15 protein-coding genes are annotated in these 19,960 nt (G+C 56.5%); 8 read left to right on the top strand and 7 right to left on the bottom strand.

Going from position 1 to position 19,960, the window contains the following annotated elements; genetic code table 11:
* Window positions 1-194: 194 nt before the first annotated feature.
* The 4 genes from JMF86_RS03515 to JMF86_RS03500 are packed head-to-tail and all read left to right on the top strand — an operon-like array spanning window position 195 to window position 4,089.
* On the top strand, window positions 195-1,349 hold the full coding sequence (locus JMF86_RS03515; RefSeq protein ID WP_201316735.1) for a hypothetical protein: 1,155 nt from the start codon (window positions 195-197) through the stop codon (window positions 1,347-1,349).
* 9 nt (window positions 1,350-1,358) lie between these two features.
* Window positions 1,359-2,153 (top strand): ABC transporter permease, encoded by a 795-nt coding sequence (locus JMF86_RS03510; RefSeq protein WP_201316734.1) that lies wholly within the window; start codon window positions 1,359-1,361, stop codon window positions 2,151-2,153.
* Window positions 2,150-2,803 carry an ABC transporter ATP-binding protein gene (locus tag JMF86_RS03505; RefSeq protein ID WP_201316733.1) on the top strand — a complete coding sequence of 218 codons (654 nt, stop codon included), beginning with the start codon at window positions 2,150-2,152 and terminating at the stop codon, window positions 2,801-2,803. The genes JMF86_RS03510 and JMF86_RS03505 overlap by 4 nt, the downstream gene beginning before the upstream one ends.
* Window positions 2,804-2,829: 26 nt before the next feature.
* On the top strand, window positions 2,830-4,089 hold the full coding sequence (locus JMF86_RS03500; protein WP_201316732.1) for a glycosyltransferase family 1 protein: 1,260 nt from the start codon (window positions 2,830-2,832) through the stop codon (window positions 4,087-4,089).
* A gap of 1 nt (window position 4,090) precedes the next feature.
* Here the strand turns inward: JMF86_RS03500 and JMF86_RS03495 are convergent, their stop codons facing one another.
* From JMF86_RS03495 to JMF86_RS03465, 7 genes are all read right to left on the bottom strand, one after another.
* On the bottom strand, window positions 4,091-5,218 hold the full coding sequence (locus JMF86_RS03495; RefSeq protein WP_201316731.1) for a glycosyltransferase family 1 protein: 1,128 nt from the start codon (window positions 5,216-5,218) through the stop codon (window positions 4,091-4,093).
* Complete coding sequence (locus JMF86_RS03490; RefSeq protein ID WP_201316730.1) at window positions 5,215-6,111, bottom strand: GDP-mannose 4,6-dehydratase; 897 nt, start codon at window positions 6,109-6,111, stop codon at window positions 5,215-5,217. Before JMF86_RS03490 ends, JMF86_RS03495 begins: the two co-directional genes overlap by 4 nt.
* Before the next feature lie 3 nt (window positions 6,112-6,114).
* Window positions 6,115-7,152, bottom strand: coding sequence for a GDP-mannose 4,6-dehydratase (gene gmd, locus JMF86_RS03485; RefSeq protein ID WP_201316759.1), 1,038 nt, complete (start codon window positions 7,150-7,152; stop codon window positions 6,115-6,117).
* Window positions 7,153-7,225: 73 nt separating this feature from the next.
* Window positions 7,226-8,905 (bottom strand): glycosyltransferase family 1 protein, encoded by a 1,680-nt coding sequence (locus JMF86_RS03480; RefSeq protein ID WP_201316729.1) that lies wholly within the window; start codon window positions 8,903-8,905, stop codon window positions 7,226-7,228.
* 81 nt (window positions 8,906-8,986) lie between these two features.
* A complete protein-coding gene (locus tag JMF86_RS03475) occupies window positions 8,987-10,225 on the bottom strand; it encodes a glycosyltransferase family 1 protein (RefSeq protein ID WP_201316728.1) in 1,239 nt (412 codons plus the stop codon).
* A complete protein-coding gene (locus JMF86_RS03470; RefSeq protein ID WP_201316727.1) occupies window positions 10,222-12,615 on the bottom strand; it encodes an FkbM family methyltransferase in 2,394 nt (797 codons plus the stop codon). The genes JMF86_RS03475 and JMF86_RS03470 overlap by 4 nt, the downstream gene beginning before the upstream one ends.
* 198 nt (window positions 12,616-12,813) lie before the next feature.
* Complete coding sequence (locus tag JMF86_RS03465; RefSeq protein WP_374039633.1) at window positions 12,814-13,986, bottom strand: polysaccharide biosynthesis/export family protein; 1,173 nt, start codon at window positions 13,984-13,986, stop codon at window positions 12,814-12,816.
* A 209-nt stretch (window positions 13,987-14,195) separates the two neighbouring features.
* On the opposite strand from JMF86_RS03465, the gene JMF86_RS03460 reads away from it, so the two are divergent.
* From JMF86_RS03460 to JMF86_RS03445, 4 genes are all read left to right on the top strand, one after another.
* Window positions 14,196-15,347 (top strand): glycosyltransferase family 1 protein, encoded by a 1,152-nt coding sequence (locus JMF86_RS03460; RefSeq protein ID WP_201316725.1) that lies wholly within the window; start codon window positions 14,196-14,198, stop codon window positions 15,345-15,347.
* Between the two features lie 3 nt (window positions 15,348-15,350).
* Window positions 15,351-17,375: a capsular biosynthesis protein gene (locus JMF86_RS03455; RefSeq protein ID WP_201316724.1), complete on the top strand. Its 2,025-nt coding sequence runs from the start codon at window positions 15,351-15,353 to the stop codon at window positions 17,373-17,375.
* Window positions 17,376-17,469: 94 nt separating this feature from the next.
* A complete protein-coding gene (locus tag JMF86_RS03450; RefSeq protein ID WP_201316723.1) occupies window positions 17,470-18,897 on the top strand; it encodes a mannose-1-phosphate guanylyltransferase/mannose-6-phosphate isomerase in 1,428 nt (475 codons plus the stop codon).
* A 199-nt stretch (window positions 18,898-19,096) separates the two neighbouring features.
* Window positions 19,097-19,909, top strand: a complete 813-nt coding sequence (locus JMF86_RS03445; protein ID WP_201316722.1) for a mechanosensitive ion channel family protein — start codon at window positions 19,097-19,099, stop codon at window positions 19,907-19,909.
* Window positions 19,910-19,960: the final 51 nt, after the last annotated feature.

Raw genomic sequence — 19,960 nt, 5'->3', positions numbered from 1 at the left:
CAGAAATGCAACAACATGCCGGACGCCTCCCGACCGCGCCCAGACGGTGCGACAGGTGATCGAAAGGGGCGGCTACAGCCTCCTTACCATCGCTTCGTGACCGTGTCATTAAATTGAATCTGCTCTCTAGTTGAAAGGCGAGAATATTCCTTTCGACGGCATGCGAAGAGCCAATCAGCCTGGATGGAAGGAAGTTGGAAAACGTATCTGGCAGCACCTCAATCTCTACGTCCGGAACACCGAAAGCGAACCTGTTTGGACGCCTGAAAAAGCTCAACCTCCTTTTCGTTGCGACAGTGGCCGCACCCACGCTGATCGCGACCCTTTATTACGGCCTCATCGCTTCTGACATCTATGTGTCGGAGACGCGCTTCGTGGTCCGCAGCGCACAGCGGGCCGCGCAAACCAGCATGGTTGGCGCCCTGCTGGAGGGCACTGGCTTCGGACGTGGACAGGATGAAGCATATCCCGTTATCGATTACATTCAATCACGGGACGCGCTCGCAGAGCTCAACCAGCACAACTACATCGTCGATGCATACTCGAGGCAAGGCGACTTTTTCAGTCGCTTCAACGCAACGCTCGACGGCAGCTTCGAGTCGCTGTGGAAGTACTACGGCAAGCACATCGTCTCAGTCAATCTCGACTCCGCCTCGTCAATTACGACTCTGCAAGTACGCGCTTACACGGCCGAAGATGCGCACCGAATCAGTTCGCAGCTGCTGAGACTAAGCGAGCGACTCGTCAACAGAATGAATGAACGCGCGACTACGGATACCGTGCAATTTGCACAGCGTCAGGTCGACGTTGCCGCCTCCAAGGCGAAGGATGCTGCGATCGCACTCGCCGCGTACAGAAACTCGAACTCGGTGTTCGATCCCGAAAAGCAATCTGCGCTTCAGTTGCAGCAGGTTACGAGCCTACAGACTCAGCTGTTTTCCGCTCAGACCCAGTTGCGGCAGCTACAATCGATCGCCCCCCAAAATCCGCAGGTGGCCGTCCTAAAAAATAGCATCAGCGAGACCGAACAGCAGATCAAAGAAGCGACAGGTGGCGTTGCAGGCAGCAGGAACTCTCTGTCGAACAAGACAGCAAGCTATACACGCCTGCAACTCGATGCTCAGTTTGCCGACAAGCAGCTTGCATCCGCAATGGCAGCCATGGAGACTGCGCGCGCCGAAGCACAGCGCCAGCAACTCTACTTGGAACGCCTCGTTCAACCCAATACGCCAGACGTCGCGATCGAGCCGAAACGGCTGAAGTCGATCTTCGAGGTTTTCGCGCTCGGAATGATCGCCTGGGGTATCCTCAGCCTCCTGCTCGCGGGCGTGCGTGAGCACCACGACTAACGAGTGGCAATGGCACATCACGATACCTCGCTATCTCGCTCACTCGCGATCCAGACGCGCGTCGTGAGCGCTCTGCTGATGCGAGAAATCCTCACGCGATTCGGTCGGCACAACATCGGCTTTCTGTGGATCTTTTTCGAACCGATGATGTTTACGGTGGGGGTGCTTGCACTGTGGACGCTCACCAAGGCAACCCATGGCTCGACACTGCCGATAACGGCATTCGCGATCACCGGATACTCCCCTGTTCTGCTGTGGCGCAATTGCGCGAATCGCTGTGCGCTGGCAATTCTTCCGAACCAAGCTCTGCTCTATCACCGGAACGTGCGCGTCATCGACTTCTTCTTTGCTCGCCTCCTGCTGGAAATATCGGGCGCAACGATGTCGTTTACATTCCTCTCCGTTCTCTTCATCGCCGCAGGCATGATGAAGCCGCCCGAAGATCTGACGATGATCATCGGCGCATGGTTTCACTTGGCCGCTTTTGGCACCGGGCTCGCGCTCATCATCGGTGCACTGTCCGAGCGCAGCGAAGCGGTAGACCGCATCTGGCACACCATTGCCTATCTTATGTTTCCGCTGTCCGGTTCGATTTTCATGGTGTCGTGGCTACCAGAGAAGTTTCAGAAAGCGGTTCTACTACTGCCGATGGTGCATGGCACGGAAATGCTTCGGGGCGGCTATTTCGGATCGCTCGTCAAACCACATTACAGCATCCCCTACATGATCTTCAGTGACATGATCCTTTTGCTGGTCGGTCTCTATTTCGTTCGGGATGCCAGCATGAGAGTGGAACCCGAATGATCGAGCTCGAAGGCGTCTGCAAGGACTATCACACGCGGCAAGGCACCCGACGCGTACTGAACAAGATCAATTTGCAGGTTCGGCAAGGCGAGAAAGTCGGTATCCTGGGTCGCAACGGAGCCGGCAAATCGACGCTGATCCGGATGATAAGCGGAGCAGAACTGCCAACTGCCGGCCGAATTCGCCGGAGCATGCAAGTGTCCTGGCCGCTCGCATTCGGAGGGGCGTTCCAAGGCAGCCTGACCGGCATGGACAATCTGCGATTCATCTGTCGCGTCTATGGCGCCGACGCAAAGGCCGCTGAACCATTCGTCCAGGAATTCTCGGAGCTCGGCTACTATTTGCGCGAACCGGTAAAAAGTTACTCTGCCGGGATGCGTGCTCGTCTGGCGTTCGCCATTTCAATGGCCATCGAATTCGATTGTTTCCTGATCGACGAAATTGTGGCAGTCGGTGATAGCCGGTTCCATGCAAAATGCCATCACGAGCTGTTCGAACGACGCAAAGACCGCGCACTGATCATTGTGAGTCACGATGCAAGCTACATCCGGGAACATTGCGATCGTGCAGCAGTACTGATTGCTGGCAAGTTGCATGCATTCGACGTAATCGAAGATGCCTATGCGTTTTATCAGGAGAACGCCGCCTGACAACCCGTACAACCAACGTTGGTAGCTTGGACCAATTCAAAGCCGCCGCCCTCCAGTTCACGGCAATATGGTTATCTGCGCGCCGCGCGCCGGCTGCCAGAAATGCCGCACGCGCATTGAACCCGGCACATCGAGCACCAACGGGGCGCCACCAGTTGCTCGTCGATGTTTCCATCATCGCGGTTCACGATGCCGGAACTGGTATTCAACGAGTTGTCCGTTCGCTGTTATTGCAACTCCTGGCCTCGCCGCCCGCCGGATTCGACGTGCGCCCAGTCTGGGCAACCCGCGCAAAACCGTTCCACTACGCAGATCATCTCCTCGGGCACGCACCGCATGACACGAGGCCGAATGGTGCACCCGTCCACGTTGCGAACGGCGATGTTTTCCTGGGTCTCGATCTTACGAGTCGCATTCTGCCGAGACGGCAGCGTGATCTGCTAGCGTGGCGACGACAAGGCGTGCGCTGCGCATTCATTGTCTACGATCTGCTTCCACTACAAAACCGTAGTTGGTTTACTCCGCGCGCGCATCGCTCATTCCGACATTGGCTATCCACAATAGCGGTTCATGCCGATGAACTTTGGTGCATATCGCGCACCGTCGCGAGCGAAGTAGACTTATTGATGCAGCAGCGCTTCGGTCTCGCTCGCGCGGAAATTCCGGTACGTTGGTTCGAGCTTGGCGCGGACAAACTTGATCGTGCGCACGTCGGCGAATCCGTGTCAGTGCCCGGATATACACGATTTGCTCGCCCGATATTACTCATGGTCGGAACGATAGAGCCCCGTAAAGCGCATGCACAGGTCCTCGATGCATTCGACTTGCTATGGGGCAACGGTGAGCAGCCGACGCTGGTGATTGTCGGCAAGAAGGGATGGCGTGTAGATGCGCTCGCTGAACGCCTGGCTCTTCACCCACAAAACGGCAGGTTGCTATTTTGGCTCAACGAGGCCGACGACGCGCAACTGGAAATGCTCTACAACCTGGCAGACGGCCTTATCCTAGCATCTGAGGCCGAAGGCTTCGGGCTCCCGATCATCGAGGCAGCGCGTCACGACAAGCCACTTTTTCTGCGTGATCTGTCCGTATTTCGAGAAGTCGCGGGCGAACATGCGACCTATTTCTCGGCCTCGGACAGGCACGCGATGGCGAGCCAGATGTCAGAATGGCTTGCACAACTTGCGACCGGTACTGCGCCGCGTAGTGGCTCGATCAAGCCGATTAGTTGGGCCGCGAGCGCCAGGCAACTAGCTATGTTTGTAACCGAACTGGCTACGAAATAACTCAGGCTAGCTCCCGACACACTTCAAGCGTACGCTTCGCACATTTTGTCCAAGTTGCTTCACCGGCAACTTGCAGTCCTCGAGCGACCGCCGATGTGCGCCACGCGGTATCGCAAATTACATGCTCAATACCGTCACGCAACGTTGCGTCATCGTCTGGTTCAACAAGCCATGCAGCCCCCCCTGCCACCTCGGGCAACGAAGAGGAACGTGACGTAAGCGTCGGCACACCGCTCGCGAGCGCCTCTAATACCGGTAGGCCAAAGCCTTCATAGAGCGACGGAAAGAAAAACGCATGCGCCCCTGCATAGAGCAGCGGCAACAGCGGCTCCGGGACAAAACCCAGATACCGGAGCCACCCCTCTGCCTCACCTCTCGCGATTCTCCGGCCCAACTCATCGTTCAGCCAGCCCGAACTGCCTGCAAGCACGAGCGGGTAGCGAGCTCGCAGATCAGCGGGCAGCACAGAATACGCTGCAAGCAACGCGTCGACTCGCTTTCTCGGCTCTAGCGTCGATACACAAAGCGTATAGCCCCCGGGAGACAGGCGAAACTGATTTAGCGAAACGACGAGATCTCCATGGTCATAGGACCTGAATTCCGGCGGAACCCCGAGCGGCACCGTGGTGATATTGTCCAACGGCCAACCAAAATACTCCGACACCTCTCGCCTTATGGCCTCAGAATCCGTGATGATATGTGCGGTACGGCGCAACGTCGACGCAAAGCTCCGCTCAAAATGGCGAATGCGCTCTATCGGGTGAGTTTCCGGGTACTTGAAGACGGACAGGTCGTGAACCGTTATCACCCCGCCTTCCACGTATTCTGGCAAAAAATAGTTCGGAGAATGAAAGACATGTGTTCGGAGTGCGCGCTGGCGGCGCCAGCTTCTCACAGCAACAGATGCACGCGACCAGAATTTTCCTTTTGAGTGCGCGTCTGCGCTCCGCCACGGACGGCCATCCAGTAGTTGTGCGGGATCGCTAACCCATTCGCCCGCGAAGTAATAAAGAACGGCATCAAGATCGCCGGTGGGTGCCGTTCGATAATACCTCGCCAACTCCCACGCATATCGACCGATGCCGGTCAGCGGCGGAACGATCGCATCGACCGCAAGAATCAACTTCAATCCGCGCTCTCCAGCATCCATTTGAGGGTGTCGTGCAACGGAATCTGTCCTGGCTCTGCACCAATGGCCCGACGCAATTTACTGTTATCGCCGACCAGTTTGCGAACTTCATTCGCACGCACGAAGTTCGGATTGACTCGAACTTCAGGCCGATAGCCCGCCAGTTTTTCCATGACTGTCAGCACTTCCTGAAGCGAATACCCGGCCCCGGAACAGACATTAAACGTCTCGCCTGCAAATGCGCCGTTCAATAGCCGTTCATAGGCCGCCACAACCATCCGAACATCGGAGAAGTCGCGGATGACGTCGAGGTTTCCAAGTTCAAGTACCGGGGCACGAGCGCGGAAACGAGAAACAATTTTCGGCAGAAGAAAGTTTTCGGCCTGACCAACGCCCGTATAGTTGAACGGCCGCACAACCACGATAGGTAACTGCTTGCTCCAGAGCTTGGCGACATACTCCATCGATAGCTTGCTGACCGCATAGTCGTTTGCAGGCGACGGCGCCACAGATTCATCAATCACTTCGCAATCGGCGTTGCCATAGATGTTCGCACTGCTTGCAACAAGCACGGCGTCCGGCCGACGCGAAGACAATGCCAGCGCTTCGAGCAGGTTCCGTGTACCAACGATGTTGGTCTCGTAAATGGAACCGACATCATCGTGCGCAACGAACGCAATTGCAGCAAGATGCGCAACCACTTGCGGCTTTTCGAGTTCGATAATATCAGCGAGCCGTCGACGGTCAAGCAAGTCCACGACGTGCGTACGCCACTCAGAGCTCACACCAGCCCGGTGGGCGAGCCCGCACACGTCATGACCGCTCGCCGCCAACTGGCGTGCGAGATAGCCGCCTGTAAAGCCGCCGATCCCAGTGATTAGGACTTTCGCCATAGATCAGAAGGAGAATCCAATCTCGTTGCGACGAATATCTGCCTCGACCATCATCTGGCAAAGTTGTTCGAGAGTGGTGGTTGGCTTCCATCCGAGCACATCATGCGCTTTTTGCGGATCGCCGATCAGCAACTCCACTTCGGCCGGTCGATAAAATTTCGGATTGATGCGCACGATCGTCTTACCCGACAGTTGATCGACACCGATCTCTTGCTCGTTTCGCCCTTCCCAAGCAAGCTTGAATCCAGCGGCCTGCGCCGCCATGCTGACAAAATCGCGTACCGTTTCCGTACGGTTGGTTGCCAACACATAGGTATCCGGCTGGTCGGCCTGCAGCATACGCCACATACCCTCTACGTATTCCTTTGCGAAACCCCAATCGCGCTTTGCATCAAGGTTGCCCAGTTCGAGAATGTCAAGCTTGCCGAGACGGAGCTTCGCGACACTGTCCGTAATCTTACGAGTGACAAATTCACGCCCGCGCAACGGCGACTCGTGGTTGAACAAGATCCCGCTGCATCCGAAAATGTTATAACTCTCACGGTAATTGACCGTGATCCAGTGCGCGTAAAGCTTGGCGACGCCATAGGGGCTACGCGGATAGAACGGCGTTTGCTCAGTTTGCGGAATCGCCTGAACCTTTCCGAACATTTCCGACGTGCTTGCCTGATAGAAACGGATCGCAGGATTGACGATGCGTATCGCTTCGAGCAAATTCAATGGACCAATACCGGTGATTTCTGCCGTCGTCACGGGTTGATCAAACGATACACCGACGAAGCTTTGCGCCGCGAGATTGTAAACTTCCGTTGCTCCAGTCTGCTGCAGCAGGCGAATACTAGAGCTCAGATCAGTCAAATCGTATTCGACCAAGTGCAAATTCGGATGCGCAGCAATTCCGAGCTCCTCGATTCGCCAAAAGTTCACGGAACTCGTACGGCGATAGGTGCCGTAGACGACATAGCCTTTCTCAAGCAAGAGCTCAGCAAGATAAGCGCCATCTTGCCCGGTAATACCTGTAATTATTGCGGTCGCATTCATTTTCAACTCACTCACTTCCATTTAACTTGATTTTCGAATCGATTTCTTCACATTTCGATCCGCCAAACTCACCTTACCGCCTCGAGATTTCCAGTCGCGTAAGCTGCGCTTGTGCTCCTCGATCGATACAGCGCACCTCGAAATCGTCCAGTGTTCGCTCGACGTCGATATTAAACTCCACCACCAGCGATTCTTTCACCGATAGTGCCTGGGGAAACCGTACATCACCTCGCCAAAGGCATTGACGCCCCTCGTTCGCAACGAAATCGAACAACAAATTGGCGTCCTTTTCAACATCTGCGACACCAAATACCTTCACCGCGTAGCTTCCCGCCTCAATCGAACGATGTGGACCATACATCAAAAATCCGTCCTTTCCTGTACCCTGCAGCCCCGATCCGATATGAACACCGATCTGCGTACTGCAATCGTGACCGGGATAAATTGCCATCTCGACATTCGACTTGTCAGCGAGAATACCATCGATAACGTCTTTTACAACGTTCGCTGTATCCGACCACTTGCGCACCCGATATTCCTTCTTCACGCGGAGCTCGATTTCCTCCACCTTGGCTGGCGTCATGCACCATTCAAGAATTGCATCCGCCCACGCGTTAACATCCCAAGCCGGTAAATACCGAACCAGATCGCGGCCGACTTCCGGCAGCGAACCTTGATCGGAACTCAGGACCGCCTTGCCCATAGCCAACGCTTCGCCGACCGGCAATCCCCACCCCTCATACAGAGACGGGTACGCGCAGAATAGCGCGTGATTATACAGCTGCATCAATTCATAATCGGTGACATGATTCAGTTGCTCAATCTTGCCTTGGGTCAGTGGATCAAGCTCGATATCCTTCAGCAAATCGCCGACTCCCCAACCCGGCATCCCGACGAATACAAGCTTCGGTAGCGCGTCACCGTACCCGTCGCGACAGAGACGATGATATGCACGGTACAGGACTTCATGATTCTTCCGCCGTTCAATTGTCGACACGAAGAGAATGAACGGCTTTCTGATCACTGCCTGTACTTCCGGTCCGAGTTCGCCCTCCCCGGTCGGAACATTGTCACCCAAGGGAATCACATGAGATGGGCGAATTGGGGACCCAATCCTGTTGCAGAGATCAAGATAGTCTTTCCGGGTTTGCTCCGAAATGCACAGGACGGCAGTCGAGCCCCACGCAAGAGAATTGAAATATTCCTTGAATCGACTCGATACATCACCTACGCAATACTGCGGAAATAGAACCGGAATCAGATCATAGCAGCACGTTATTACATGAATACCCTTCTTCTTCTGCAAATTATAAAATTCGGAAGAATAGGATTGATCCCAATCCAATCCGATCGACACGACAATATCTCCTGCAACAGGTGACAGACGATACTGTGGATCATTGGTCGGCACATCGATCCGCAAGCCATGCGACCCGTTTCGCGAAGTTGATTTCTTACCGAATAACTCCATTGCCCGATACATGAAACGTCGCGACAGATCGAAAGACTCCGTCTTAGGGAGCATCATATCGATGGCATCGTCAATTTCAGACGGTCGCTCACCGATGGGCTCCGCCCACTCAATAAACTGGCCCTCTCGCCAAATACATTTCCGGAAGCGTTGCCTACCGTATAACGCCTCGAGTTCGGTGCAGAGTGCCTGCTCAACACGAACGATACCGACGGGGGGACGGTTCCAGTTTGCACTGGTCGTGACGTTCATCCAAATCAGCGGTGCATTATTTTGCGACATGCATCATCCTTTCTTCGCAACTCGCGATCTCCTCGGACATCCAGGAAATATCGCGGCCGCGTGTGTTGATTCTTCTTTCGCTCAGACCTGATATTGCGGACGCTGCTTGAATTCCGCGGCAGACGATCGCTTCGCACCAAAACCCGCCACAAAGTCCACAAATCCGCTCAGTGTCTCGTCCCAAAGCACCGACTGTCGCTCTGACATTTCCTGAGGCGTAAGCCGCAACGGTGTAGCTGCCATCGTCTTCCGCAATGCAGCCACGAATGTGCGGCTGTCGTCGGCGAGCGACACGCCTCTCGCATTGACAAATTTATCGAACCCGCGCATCGCAACCGATGTCGCGACAACATGTTTGCCCGACCAAAGTGCTTCAGCCGTCTTAAGATTGGTACCGCCGCCGTGCGTGATAGGCAGAATGATCGCATGTGCGATTGTCAGCAGCCCCTGGAGACACTCTTCCGAAACGACCCCAGCGGAAATGGTTGCCCGATTCAATCCCGCCACTCGATGAAAACGGGCATCGCTCACAATCGAAGCACCAACGCCACCGACCAGAACGATCGACTCGTCGGGCGCAATGCATCCTACGCCGCCGCCAAACATATCGAAGAATCCCGTAATGTTAGGCGGATGCGCCGAGCCGCAGAGCACTGCAATTTTCCTGTGCTGGGCAACTCGATTCGCTTGCTCGAGACCATCAATTGTCACCGTTCGACGCGCGACGCCGTTCTGCGCAAGAATGCACTTAGCCTTGGTGCGCGACTGCATCCACTCGAGATCCTCCCGCGATACCGCGCACACGCCATGTGCATTACGCAGGGCCTTGAGTTCAGTTTCACTGATCAAGGCGCGCGCGCGCTGGGCTTCTTCGATCGACAGATACTGAGCTACGATGTCGTAACGCAACTGATTTTCGATATTTTCGGAGCCGTATATCAGCACCGTTTCACTCAGTTTTCTTTCTGTTACAAATCGCTTTGCGAAATCAAACAACCAGGGATTTTCGACCAGGATCAAATCCGGAGTTGGATCAATCTTGCTGGCGAGTGATCGATAGGCATCGTCATCCTCCGCATAAAGGCGACCGATCGCCCAATCTTCCATCAACAATGGATTCTGGATGTATCTCCGTAACGGCTCATGCTCCGGATACTCGCAGAAATACTCTTCTGGTGCGTATTGATCGCTTCCCAGCACGCCTGCGGATTGCACCTGATGTCCAGCAGCACGCAATACCCGGACAATATTCGCCACCCGATGCTGGCCGCCATGCGCCGGCGTTCCAATCGGGTATGTGCTTAGCGTCAATATCTTCATTTGCGGTTACTCGTTGCTTGAGGTTCTTCCGACACTTCCATCTGATCTTGGCAATTCTTCTGCATCTCCTCCCCCATTCTAACCAAGTGATTCTCGAGCGCACGAAGATCCCTTAGATGACGATTGACGCTAAAGAAAAAACAAACGCCCTGAATGAGATTACCGAATAGAGGAACGCCGAATAACTTGTTCGCCAGGATTGCTCCCTTCAGATGTTCGATCTTGACATTATGTCGCCGCGCCTCTTTCGAGTTCTGGATATCCGACAAAATAATCGCCTTGCTCACTCCTGCACGCACTCGACTCAGATAGTGCCGCTCACCGTATTCGTCTGGCTCCCGCTTCAAAATTGCAAGATAGGCGGCACGAACGAAATTTCTGTCGTGTAGCAAAAGAAAGTCATCAAGACCGTATTTTCCATCACTACGAACGACAAATTCCGGCTGGAAATTAATTTTCAATTTTTTCATATGATTAATACGCCGCTTCGCCAACCCCACAGCCCTCATAGAACCTACTGACTGAGAAAAGCGCTGCAAGTCAACCTCCGCGCCCGGCGCTCCCAGCAAGAATGCCCTTGCGAACCAACCACGCGCTCGCTCCGCTCGCCCGAGGCGATATCCTTCCCATAGATATGCAGCGCTTCTTTCGGCCATCAAAAATACGTGCTCGTTGAGAACTTCTACCTCGGCTGAGTAATCCGACCGAATTTTTTCACGTTCCTTATTACATTGTTCGAGTTGCGACTGAAGAAATGCCAAATCTTCCGCCACCCGCTGCTCGAACGCCGCTCGCTGGACTTCTGACTCTCGTATCAGAGCCTCGTACCGCTGCACAATTGAGTTGTTTTCCCGTTCGGCTTGGCGGCTCCACTCTTTGCCCTTTTCCTCGAGCGCCATCGCATGCTGCTCGGTTAATTTCTGACGCTCCTCCGATGCAGATATCGCGACCGCTTCACATTGCCGAATCAGTTCGGCTTCTCGCGCATGGCATCTGTCCCGTTCATCTTGATGAGACCGGCGCAGCCGAGCCAGTTCCGTAGCGAAATCATCACTTAACCGAATACGTTCGACCTCGGCCGCTTCCCGAAGCGAACGGGCCTGTCGCTCGAGAGCCTCTTCTGCCCGCTTCGCCTCCTGTCGCCCTGCTTCGGTCAATGCACCGATTTCAGCCAGCGCACTCTGCAATGTTTCGGTCCAGTAACGCTCTCGCTGTAGAGCAGTATCAGTTAACGCACGAACTTCGTCGCGAGAAGCCTGCAACATTCCACCCCAATAACGCTCCCGCTCGTCGAGCGTCCGCTGCCACGCCTGCTCTCGTTCGACCTGCGACTTGACTTGGGATTCGTGCGCCGCATCAACCCGCATCAACAATTCGAGCATTTGCCCACGCGCTGCCTCCTCGACGGCAGCCAAATGCTTGAGCGTAGTCGCAAACTCTGTCCGGATTTTGGAAAGTTCGTCTGCCTGTTCCCGGTTACGTTCGCCCCACAGGCATTCTCGCTCGCGCAATTTCCGCTCTAGCGCCAGCAGCTCGTCCCTCGCAGCTAGTTGCCTTTCCCTATCACGCTGATTAAGAGATTCGACCTCGCGTAGCAAATCACGGATGCGGGCCTCACTATCTTCGTCCCGCTGGCGTAACTCTTTCCTAGTCGCCTCAAGCTCCGCGTTGTCGCGCTCGACAATTTGGCGATGAAACGGTGCACTCGCTTCACCTCCGAGTGCGAAATCGTCAAAAACGTTCGGTGGCACTGCGAATGCTTGCTTGAGCTCCTGATGCTCGTCAGCGACGTAGTACCTATTCAGCCCGTCGAAATAAACGGCACTGTACCCGCGCCTGTCAAGTACGGACTCCCACTCGTCGTGACAGTCTATCTGCGTGAGCGGCAGCGTACTCTCGACCACCACGATCCACGGACGGGCCGTGCTCTCCCCCCAACTGTCAAGCACTTGCCGCTCGAACCCTTCGACATCAATCTTGAGCCAATGAATGTCTTTGTCACCCGTCATCTCAAACACCGATGCGAGCGTCACACACGGCACCACAATTTCCCGGTCCTGAAACCCGCGCGCCCTATGTTGCTTAACAATCTTCTCGTCCGCAGTAGAGATACCCGTCCCCGGAATCTCGTAGAATCGCAACGCTGTGGACTCCCTGCCGACGGCAGCCTGCAGCACCGTTTCGTCCGGTCGCCCCCGCCTTAACGCTTCCGCGTAGTATGGCGTCGGTTCGACGTGCATACCGCGCCAGCCCTGTTCATAGAAAAGAAGACTGACGGAATCTATAAGCGGATCTTGCGCCCCGATATCAATATAGAAGCCGCGCTCGATATGCTTCAGCGCGCGCCACAACATTACGTCTTCGAAATTTTGTGCGTAAGAAGTAATCATCTGACCGTGAACTCGAAGCCGGTGTGCTTCCCACTCTGAGTGGATAGTGCGCACGACGAAAATATTGTCGCACCGCCGTAATACTATGGATTCAACTGAAGGTGGGCATGATAGCTCTGCACTGTGCGTCGGCCTCAGACCTGATCAAACTACGGGGCAGAGGTCCGGACGATAAGTACCGCCCGGACACATCTTGCCTTATCTATAGGTCTGGATACTAGTTGTGACCGGATAGGCAACAGAAAACACCAAATTCAGAAATTTTTGTAACTCAGTAACCGCAGAATTCGACACGTATAGCAAGTCCTTGTTGTCCATCATAAAGTTCTGAGCAACGAAGAATGCGTTCGGATCTCGCAGGTTCATTCGATAGACAACCGGCACCTTACCTTCTACCGTCGTCTGAGCTGGCGAGTTGGGCCATGGCAATGCCTTCGCATCCTCGAAACGGAAGATGAACACACCTTGCGCATCCGAACGCGTGTCCTGCAAACCGCCCGCTCGCGCCAACGCCTGGGCCAGCGTAATACCTTGCGCCTCGAAGTTTATCTCCTCGTTCTTGCCGGTCGCACCCAATGCCGTGAAACTATATGGTTGGAACAACGCTGTCACAACATCCCCGGCGCGCAGAGGCACATTTTGCCGCGGATCGCGAATCACCGACTCAAGTGGCAGCGAAGCGACGAGGTCGCCACGCGTCACCTGGACAGTAATCTTATCGACAGGCTGGCGGACACCGCCTGCAGCGGCGAGAGCATCGAGTACTCGCTCACCTCGGGCCGACAATGGCATGCGATCGTTCTTAACTACATCGCCTACAACCGTTACATAGGACGTCGCGTTGTGCGAGAGCTTGACAAGCACCTGCGGATCATGGGCGATATTTTTCAGACGCGCCGCAATGGCGCGCTGCAGCTCCGCCGGCGTTCGCCCGACGGCTTTGATTTGGCCGGCAAATGGGATGTTAATTGTGCCATCCCCATCAATGACCTGATCCGGCAGAACTGTCACCCTCGCGTTGGTCGAGCCGGCTTTCGAATCCCCCGTTTGCGCAACGCCGAACAGCGTCGCGGGTGGAGCTTCCCATATCGATACCTCGATCGTATCGCCCACCCCGAGCTGCTGGCGGAAACGCAAGTCATTTCCGAGCAGAGAGGAAAAATCCCCGCGCTTGCGTTCAGCAAACAGTTGACGCGCGACCTTGTCTGTCACGTCAACGACCTGAACACGAGGCGGATTCTCCGGATCGGGAGCTTGATCGGAGGCCGCAACGATCTGGGAACGGCTCGGGCCTGACGTGGGAATGCTGGAGCAGCCGACAAGCAAAACCGTACAAATGGAAAGCGCGGTACAAGAAGCGCTGCGAGGCAAACGTAACATGTATCGTTGGGCCCAGAATTTGGCAAAGGCAGAAATTGTCGCACGTCCGAAGATGCAATAGAATATTTCGGTATTATTTGCCTCCAACCACCCTGAAATCAAACAGGCCGCACGCGCAGCTCTTAATTGATGATCCAGCTGTCCGCTCCTCCGTGTCTGGATTCAGTTCGCGCCCTCATTCATTGACCGATTGCTTCTTCGTGACACAAATCCTCCTAGACGTCACACGATTGACACGCAGATGCTATGAGGGCCTACTGCCAACGGGTGTCGACCGCGTTGGCCTTGCGTATATTCGCCGATATGGTGATCGAGCTCGCTGTGTCCTGAGCAAACATGGCTTCTCTGTAACGCTAACAGAACGCGACTCGCAGGAAACGTTTGCAATGTTGCTGTCGCAGCGTCCAGAACGGCGTTCGATCATCGCCCTGCTGGCACGCGCTTGGCTCAATGGGATGCGTAGTGCGCCCCAGGGGAATTCGACGCTACTGCATACGAGTCATACCGGCATGGAGTTTCCGCGCTACTACAGGACAATGCAAAAAGGAAACGGGCGCGCGATATTCATGGTCCATGATCTAATTCCGCTGACGCATGCGGAATATAGTCGCCCAGGTGTCGACACCACCCATCGCAAGCGAATCCATACGGCACTACGTCACGCTGACGGGCTTATTGCGAACTCGCAGGGAACACTTGACGCTCTCGCCATCGAGGCGCAAAAGGCTGGAATCCCTCTTCCGCCGAGTGTCGTCGCACCACTCGCCAGCGGCACCGAACCGCAACCGGCGCTCGCCGCGCCACTCGCGACCCCGTACTTCGTCATGCTTGGCACGATTGAGCCGCGTAAGAATCACTGGTTCATGCTGCACGTGTGGCGTCGACTTGTCGAGCAGCTCGGCAGCCAAGCCCCGAAGCTCGTTGTTATCGGTCGGCGTGGCTGGGAGTGCGAAAATGTTGTCGACATGCTCGAGCGTAGCGCCCCGTTGAAGGGGGTCGTCATCGAACGGTCTAACTGTTCAGACGACGAGTTACACGCCTGGCTACAACACGCGCGCGCTCTGCTTTTCCCGTCGTTCGTAGAAGGCTACGGTATGCCGCTCGTCGAAGCCCTTGAGTCGCGCATCCCCGTTTTGGCAAGCGATCTCGATGTATTTCGCGAAATCGCGGCAGACGTGCCGGATTATCTCGATCCGCTGAACGGCCCTGCATGGCTTGAGCGCATTCAAGCGTACTCTCAAGCGAATAGCGCAAAACGCAACGCCCAGATTGAGCGCATCGCGCACTTCCGTGCCCCCACATGGACCTCACATTTTGACGCAGTCGATCGCTTCATTGTTTCGCTACAGTAATTCATGAACCATACCGCGGCGCGTTCATTCGATGTACGCAGTGTAACCCCAGGGTCGCGCCTTGCGAGTGTACTCTCGCAACGTTCGAACTGTGTATGGCTCGACCACTGGAGCGGCCGTGTCGCGCTGCGCATCGCCAGTACAGTAAGAATCGCAACGCAATGTGCGTGGCCCGGCCCCATTGCAGCGCCTGCCATACCCCGCACTCCGCTACGTTCGTGGTTCAGCTTGCCATCTGATGCGTGCGGACCACACGCACTCGTCACCGCACTCGATCAGGCATTATTGGCCGATCCGTCGGCCGGCAAAAAGCCTGGAATCATTCAATTAATGACACGCGTGCTAAGCACAGACGCGCTTCATCTATGTGGTCGCAACAAACGTCTTCCCGTTTCGCTTGAAACACGGCACTACTCATCTCGCGTACTCCTCATTGACGAACGGCACACGTCGGCGACGAATATTCACGCGTCGGCGACAGCGCGAATCGATGCCTTTGCGTCAATGATCCAAGCGGCACGCGCCGCTCACCCTGACGCGGAGTTCTGGCTGATCCGCAGCGGCGATCCTGGCTCGGGTCCATGGCTATCCGAATCCGCCTCGTTGCCGGACAACACCCGCCTACTGATTCCACCATACTCGCTGGCTGAAGCACTTCGCCACGTCGATAGCGTTTTCGTTATCGGAGCATCCGAAGGCATTTGTGGATTGCTCGCCGAAGTTCCAACTCATGTGTTTGGAACCCCGTATTACGCTGGCTGGGGCCTGACGCACGACCATACTGTATTGCCGGGCCGACGCGCGCAACCGACGCTCGCCGCCTTGTTTGATGTAGTCTTTCTGCGTTTTGTCCATTATCTGGATCCATTGACCCTCGCTCACGGACCACTTGAATCCGTATTAGACAGCATTGAACTGCAACATGAAGTTGCTCAGCGGTTCACTGATCTTCAATCAGTCGTCGCGATTCGCTTTCAGCGCTGGAAACGCGCGTTCGCAACTCCCTTTCTCACCGCAGGCGGCGGCAGGCTTCGATGGACGCATGAGCTGGATAGTGTGCGAACCGGTGAATGTGCAGCGTTATGGGGCGCACGGCCTGCTGAGGACATCGCACCAAACGTCCCGCGTATACGCATCGAGGACGGATTCATTCATTCGCTTGGACTCGGCTCCGACATGAGTGCACCGTATAGTCAGGTACTTGACCGACGCGGTCTATATTTCGACGCCCGACAGCCAAGCGATCTGACCGTACTACTCAACGAGACCGAATTCAGCGACGCCGAACTTGCGCGGGCGGCGGCACTGCGGGAACAACTCGTTCAATTCGGCATCACCAAATACAATCTGGGCCGCCGCGCCCCTACGTGGCAAGCACCATCCAACAGGCGAGTTGTGCTGGTTCCAGGCCAGGTTGCCGACGATGCATCCATCCGACTCGGCACGCAGGCGCTTGGCACGACCGATGCGCTATTGCGCGAGGTCCGCGCCCGTCGGCCTCACGCGTTTATCGTTTATAAGCCTCATCCAGACGTGCTGTCCGGAAATCGCACAGGTGTCATCGATGCGTCGGGACTAGCTGACGTGATTGACAGTGACGCCGACTTGCTGTCACTTATCGAAACAGCGGATGAAATTCACACTCTTTCATCACTTTCAGGATTCGATGCGCTACTGCGAAACAAGGCTGTCTTCACTTACGGGTTACCCTTTTACGCTGGCTGGGGCTTAACGCATGACATGCTGGTGCAACCCTGGCGCAAACGCCAGCTGACACTCGATATGCTAGTGGCGGGAGCCCTATTACGGTACCCCGTGTATTGGGACTGGAAGCTCGGCATCTTTACTACGCCGGAAGCAGTCGTCCGTCAGCTGGCACACCACGCTGCACGACCACTCGAAAAGATCCAGGGCAGTCGTACACGCCCGCTGCTCAAAGCACTGCGTTGGACATGCAATGCACTCCGCTATGCAGCATGGCAAAGCAGACAAAAAAATAACTTGGATGACGACAACTTTACGGACTAAACCTTGTACGAATTGGCCTATTTTAGGTAGTCAAGAACAGTCGGCGCGCGTCTCTAATCGCCGGCACTAAGCGCTTTTCAATCTGAGGCAATGCATGAACATCTACCCGGTAATCCTGTGCGGCGGCAGCGGCACCCGCCTTTGGCCCATGTCGCGAGGCGGCTATCCGAAGCAATACCTGAAGCTGACAGGCGACCAGACGCTCGTCCAGCAGACGGCCGGCCGCCTTCAGCATATTCCCGATGCTGCAGCTCCCATCGTCGTCACCAACAACGACCAACGCTTCCTCGTCGCGGAACAACTCCGACAGGTCAACATCACGCCGTCATCGATCGTGCTCGAACCAGTCGGCCGCAACACCGCGCCCGCAATCGCGATCGCCGCGCTGCTTGCCTTGCACGAATCGCCCGACGCGCTACTACTCGTATTGCCGTCCGACCACGTCATCCTGAACGAACCGGCATTCATCGCCGCAGCCACTGAGGCAGCGGCCATCGCAACAGACCAGCACCTGGTCACGTTCGGTATCACGCCGACGGAAGCGCACACCGGCTTCGGCTATATCCGTCGCGGCCAAGCCATCGCGGACGGCAAGCAGGTCTACAAAGTCGACGCATTCGTCGAAAAACCCGACGCACCGACGGCCGAACGCTTCCTCAGCGACGGCAACTACTACTGGAACAGCGGCATGTTCATGCTGAAGGCGTCCACGTACATGGAGGAACTGCATCGCCATGCACCGGAAATCGCCCGCCATGCAGAACTCGCATTCGAATCCGCCAAGCGCGACAACGACTTCGTCCGCCTCGACGCAGACGTGTTCGCCGCCTGCCCGAACGTCTCGATCGACTACGCGGTGATGGAGAAGACCGAACGCGCCGCCGTCGTCGCGGCGGCGGACCTCGGCTGGAACGACATCGGATCGTGGAGCGCGCTTGCTGACATTGCAGAAGCGGACGAACAAGGCAACGCGCTGATCGGCGACATCTTCACGGACTCGGTAAAGAACTCGTACATCCGCGCCGAACACCGGATGGTCGCCGCCCTCGGCCTCGACAACATCGTGATCGTGGAAACCGCCGACGCCGTGCTCGTCGCGCATCGCGACAAAGCCCAGGACGTCAAGAAAATCGTCGAATGGCTAAACGCGTCCGGCCGCCACGAATCGGTCACGCACCGCCGTGTCGTGCGCCCATGGGGCTCGTACGAAGGCATCGACCAGGGCGATCGCTTCCAGGTCAAGCGCATCATCGTGAACCCGGGCGCACAGCTGAGCCTGCAGATGCACCACCATCGCGCCGAACACTGGATCGTCGTGAAGGGCACGGCGATGGTCACGAACGGCGACAAGGAGATCATGCTGACCGAAAACCAGTCGACCTACATCCCGCTCGGCGCGACCCACCGTTTGACGAACCCCGGCAAGATCCCGCTCGAACTGATCGAGGTCCAGTCGGGCGCGTATCTCGGCGAGGACGACATCGTCCGCTTCGAGGACACCTACGGACGCGCAGCGAAGTAAACACCGCAACTTCGGGGTCGCGCGCCGCAACCGGCGTCGATCCGATGCGCCAGACGGGCAGCACGCACAGGCGTCCTGCCCGTTTTTCACTACGTCAACCAATGTCAGCCCGGTTGCCCGCCCCTCCCAGGTCAGGTTATAAAAGCGCCTCCCATTCCGGTGCATGCGCCGCCCCTTTACCCTTGACTTCGGAGAACGCATGATCGATCTCGCCACCGCCCAGCAATTCCTGATGACCCGCGGCCTCGACTTCGGCCTCAACCTCCTCGCCGCGATCGCCTTGTGGTTCGTCGGCCGCTGGGCCATCCGCATCGGTACCCGCCTGCTCGGCAAGGTCGTTCGCCGCAGCGGCAAGGTCGACCCGACGCTCACCGACTACCTGACTTCCGTCGTCGGCGTGCTGCTGACGATCCTGCTGATCCTCGCGATCCTGCAGATCTTCGGCGTGCAGACCACCTCGTTCGCCGCACTGCTCGCCGGCCTCGGCCTCGCGATCGGCACCGCCTGGGGCGGCCTGCTCGCGCATTTCGCCGCCGGCGTGTTCATGCAGGTGCTGCGCCCGTTCAAGATCGGCGACGTGATCAGCGCAGGCGGCGTCACGGGCACGGTGAAGGAGCTCGGGCTGTTCGGCACGACGATCATCACCGCCGACAACATCGTGACGATCGTCGGCAACAACAAGATCTTCTCGGACAACATCGCGAACTACAGCGCGACGCCACATCGCCGCGTCGACCTGACCGCGAAGATCGCGCACAGCGTCGACGCGGCCGATGCGATCAACCGCCTGAAGGCGCAGATCCAGCTGGTGCCGAACGTGCTGAAAGTGCCGGCGCCGGACGTCGGCGTGCTGCAGTTCACGCCGGAAGGCCCGCTGCTGTTCGTGCGCCCGTCGACTCAGCCGGAAAACTACTGGCAGGTGTACTGCGACACCAATCGCGTGATCCTCGAGACGTTCCGCGAAGCCGGCTATCCGACGCCGGAAACCCCGGTCTCGCAACGCAACGCGTAACGGACGCGGCGGCCGGGCCGCATGGACGAAAAAAAAGCGTGGCAGCCGCCA

It is taken from the genome of Burkholderia sp. E168m15, from assembly GCF_016586105.1.
GTDB lineage: Bacteria > Pseudomonadota > Gammaproteobacteria > Burkholderiales > Burkholderiaceae > Burkholderia > Burkholderia orbicola.
This window is presented reverse-complemented; position numbering and strand designations above follow the sequence as displayed.